General features: G+C 63.0%; 5 protein-coding genes. 4 read left to right on the forward strand and 1 reads right to left on the reverse strand.

All coding sequences use genetic code 11. From position 1 onward, the window contains the following. The 4 genes from HY896_06565 to HY896_06580 form a co-directional block, all read left to right on the forward strand. Positions 1-358, forward strand: a 358-nt coding sequence (locus tag HY896_06565) for a hypothetical protein (protein MBI5576013.1), incomplete at its 5' end; no start/stop codon positions are given. Between the two features lie 84 nt (positions 359-442). Then, positions 443-832 carry a response regulator gene (locus HY896_06570; GenBank protein MBI5576014.1) on the forward strand — a complete coding sequence of 130 codons (390 nt, stop codon included), beginning with the start codon at positions 443-445 and terminating at the stop codon, positions 830-832. A gap of 28 nt (positions 833-860) precedes the next feature. After that, on the forward strand, positions 861-2072 hold the full coding sequence (locus HY896_06575; GenBank protein ID MBI5576015.1) for a hypothetical protein: 1212 nt from the start codon (positions 861-863) through the stop codon (positions 2070-2072). Between the two features lie 13 nt (positions 2073-2085). Further along, positions 2086-2847, forward strand: coding sequence for a cytochrome C (locus tag HY896_06580; protein ID MBI5576016.1), 762 nt, complete (start codon positions 2086-2088; stop codon positions 2845-2847). Positions 2848-3002: 155 nt separating this feature from the next. Here HY896_06580 and HY896_06585 read toward each other — a convergent pair whose 3' ends face one another. Beyond that, positions 3003-4109: a cysteine desulfurase gene (locus tag HY896_06585; protein MBI5576017.1), complete on the reverse strand. Its 1107-nt coding sequence runs from the start codon at positions 4107-4109 to the stop codon at positions 3003-3005. Positions 4110-4117 lie beyond the last annotated feature (8 nt).

Raw genomic sequence — 4117 nt, forward strand, 5'->3', positions numbered from 1 at the left:
GCGCGGCGACGTCCAGTGCACCGATTGCCACGGGACGTATGTGCACGTGGAAACTTCCGTGGCGGGGCATATGGACAACACCGGCACCAAGGTCGCCTGCATCGGCTGCCACACATACGGCCTTGCGAGGGACCACGAGATCGCGAGGACGGGATCGTCCAGCTCGCACGAAGTGTTCATCGACCCGGAAACGAACGAGGTCCGTCCCGTGGTTTGGAAGAACGGGCACGCCATCGCCTGGTACTCCCACAACTGGCAGACCTTCAACCCGGGCACGGGCATGACCGACCCGGCCGGCGATTGCGCGAAGAAGTGCCACTACGTCGGGAACCTTGTCGGCGCAGGCACCGGTGAATAGCCATTAACGCAAACGAAACAAGGGTCGCAACCATGGATGCGCAGGGACAATTGTCTCCGGCGTGCTTGTCGAGCGGACAACGTCATGGCGAACGTCCTTATCGTCGACGACGATCCCCATTTTCGCGCCATCATCGAGCGCGTCATACTGCGCAACCATGCTTGCTCGGTCACGGCGGCGGCGACCGAGGAGGAGGCCTGGGACCACCTGTCGAAGCAGACTTGCGACCTGGTCCTCCTCGACCTTCACATCGAAGGGAAGAAGAGCTGGGACACCCTGAAGAAGATCGGGGAAATGCCCGCCGGGCCGGCGGTGATCGTCGTCACCTGCGACGATACCAGGGAGAACGCAGAGTACTCGAGATCCCTGGGGGCCGCCGACTTCCTTTCCAAGCCGATCGATTTCGGGCGGCTGAAAGAAAGCATCGAAGCTGCGCTTGGGGCCGGTTGCCCGCCGGTCCCGCCACGTGCCTGACGACAAGCAGCAATAAAGGGGGTAGCAAATGAATATACGCTCCGGCATTCTCCTCGTCGCATTGCTCGTCCTCTGCATCGGGTTCCCCCCCGCGGAGGCGGCCTCCCTGAGCGGCAGATCCTCGACGCAGGCGCTTTGGTTTTCGGACGAGTTCGGAGAGGACCACTTCGATCTATCCCAATACCTCAGGTTCAATGCCCGGAAGCTCGACTCGAAGGACACCCTGTCGGCCACAGGCTACGGCCGGGCCTGGGGGGACGCGGCCCAGGGCGGCGGCGTGGAGGGACGGCTCTACTACCTCTACATCGACAAGAAGGACCTGGCGAAGCGGACCGACGTACGCGTGGGCCGGCAGTTCTTCTTCGTCAGCGCCGGATCTGCGATCGTGGACGGCGCACGGGTGGACACAAGGCCGTTCGGTCCCGTGGCGATTACCGCGGTCGGAGGCCGCAACGTGCTCTTCAACACCACCGGCGAGGCGACGAAGCGTGGCGACTTCGCGGCGGCGGTCCAGGCGAGCCTGACCAACATCCCCCAGGGGTCGGCGGACCTTTCCTACTTCATCTCGTACGACGAAAACGATCTCGCGAAGGAGATCGTGGGGCTGGCGGCGGCGAAGCGATTCTCGAAATACGGAGAACTGTACACGCAGCTTCGGTACGATCTGCTTTCGGAGGTGTGGAACGAGATCCAGGCGGGCGCCCGCACGGCGATCCTGCCGAAGTTCATATTCACCGCAGAATACTTCCGCTCGATTCCTGTCTTCGAGGCCACCTCCATTTTCTCCGTGTTCGCTGTGGACAGGTTCCAGGAAGTCCTGTTCCGCGCCCAGTATGACGTGGATCCGAAACTCAGCCTGAACGGCGAGTACAGGAACGAAAGGTACGGCGGGGGGGACAAGGCGAACGCCGGGGAGGTGGGGCTTCGCTACCGCCCCAGGGACGGCATTTCCTTGTACGGCGCCGGGATCTGGCGCACCGGCACGGGAGGGAATCTCGCCGGGTTCGAAATCTCGGGGGACACGGTATTCAGGAAGAACTACATCCTGTCCGCCGGGGTGCAGCACGACAGCTTCCGCCGGGAGCTGGGGACCGGCTACGACTCGGCGACCCGCTTCTGGGTCGGGGGAGAAGCGAGACTTAAGAAAAACATCTCGGTCCAGGCACGTATAGAGGACACCATAAGCACCGATTTCAACAAGGACTTCAGGGGAAGACTTGCCCTGAACGTCGACTTCTAAGGGAGGGATCGACTTGAAAAAACTCCCCCTTCTCATTGTCGTCGTCGCACTCGCCGCAGGAGCCACCATGCTTTTCGCCGCGGAGGACCACCGGCCTTACAGGGAAATGAAGATCCCCGAGTGCACCGAATGCCACAGGGAATCTAACGTCATCCCCAACCACGGCGCCGCATGGAACACGGAACACAGGTTGACCGCAGTGAAGGCCGGCGCCAACTGCGCAATGTGCCATGAGCAGTCGTTCTGCACCGATTGCCATTTCGGCGGAGGGATCGACGCGAACCTGCACGTGTCCACCGACCGGGGACCGAACTACAAGCCGAAAAACCATCGGTCCTCATTCATCGAGGTCCATCCGATTTCCGCATTCGACAACCCGAATTCATGCGCCAGGTGCCACCCCGCTTCCTTCTGCTCGGACTGCCACAAGCGGTTCCGCCCGGAGGAACTGATGTTCCAGTCGCATCGCAAGGGGTGGTCGGACCTGACGACCACTCCGGGAGGGCCGAAGCATTCCACTTTTCCCCCCGACTCCTGCCAGACATGTCATCCGGGATCCGTCCTGCCGGCCCACCAGTGGTCCGGCGCGCACGCCCGCGAGGCGAAGCGGAACCTGCCCACCTGCCAGGCATGCCACGCGGACGGGGACATCTGCCTGAAGTGCCACAGCGCGAGAACGGGGCTTCGCGTTAATCCCCACCCCGACAACTGGGGATCGATCAAGGGGAAACTCAACCGGGCCGCAGGCCAGCGAACATGCGTCAAGTGCCATTGAGCCGCAACGCTACCTGATCCAGCCCGCCGCGCCGGGGCCTTTCCTCTCCTTGCGGGCCCCGGCATCCCCAAGGCCGGGGCCTGCTTCCCCTTCGGGGCCCCGGTTTGTTCCCGCACATGGCAATTGGCAGGCTGCTCCGGAATTGAGTCAGCGCATCACGCCTGCGACCGGAACAGGACGAGGACTTCATCCAGTTCCTCCCACGCGGTCGGCCGTCCCAGGCTGAACCGGACGGCGCCCATTCCTTCTTCAGGCGGAATGCGCATGGCAGCCAGAACCGGAGATAGAGTTACCGATCCGGCGTGACAGGCGGAACCGGTCGATGCCGCGACGCCGTGAAGCTTCGCCAACACATCTGCACCGACACGGCCGACGAAATTAACATTCAGCGTGTTGGGAAGCCGCGCATCGGGGTGGCCGTTGAGCGTTACCCTGTCGCCGAAGATATCCTTCAGTCCATCCCAAAATCTTTCGCGCAGCGCCCGGACCTGCGGCATTCCGACCCATTTCCGGGCGGCCTCGCACGCGGCGCCCAGGGCCACGGCCAGGAGAACGTTCTCCGTCCCCGCCCGCCTTCCCGCCTCGTGTCCGGCGCCGTGGACGAACGGCTCGATCCGCGTCCCTTCGCGGAGATAAAGCGCTCCTATCCCCTTCGGTGCATACACCTTGTGCCCCGCCACCGAGAGCAGGTCCACGCCCAGTTCTTCGACGTCGGTCGAGATCTTTCCCACGGATTGCGCGGCGTCCGTGTGAAACGTAATCCCCGCCTCGCGGGCGATGGCCGAAATTTCGGTTATCGGCTCGATGGTGCCGACTTCGTTGTTGGCGTGCATCACCGTAATCAGGATCGTGCGCGGCGTTATCGCACGGCGCACATCGCCGGGGTCGACCATCCCGTATCGATCGACCGGAAGGACCGTTACTTTCCCGCCCAGCTTTTCGAGGAACCGGCACGGATTGATCGTCGCGGGATGCTCCACCGCCGTCGTGACGATGTGATCCCCCCGGTCCCGGTTCGCGAAGAAGACACCCTTGATGGCGTGGTTGTTCGATTCGCTCCCGCCGCTTGTAAAGACGATCTCCGTGGGATCGCACCCAAGGAGCCCCGCCACCTGTCCGCGGGCTTTTTCGACTGCGTCCTTTGCGGGCATGCCCGCCCAATGAAGGCTCGACGGGTTGCCGAAGTGGTCCGCAAGGAACGGACGCATCGCCTCCACGCCTTCCGGACAGATCGGCGTGCTCGCGTTGAAATCGAGGTAGATTTGTCGAC

Source organism: Deltaproteobacteria bacterium (assembly GCA_016218975.1).
In the GTDB taxonomy this organism is placed as follows: Bacteria; Desulfobacterota; Deferrimicrobia; order Deferrimicrobiales; family Deferrimicrobiaceae; genus JAENIX01.

Excerpts from the sequence above, each read along its gene's own strand:
- HY896_06570 (MBI5576014.1), top strand. The coding sequence starts at position 443 with ATGGCGAACGTCCTTATCGTCGACGACGATCCCCATTTTCGCGCCATC.
- HY896_06575 (MBI5576015.1), top strand. The coding sequence starts at position 861 with ATGAATATACGCTCCGGCATTCTCCTCGTCGCATTGCTCGTCCTCTGC.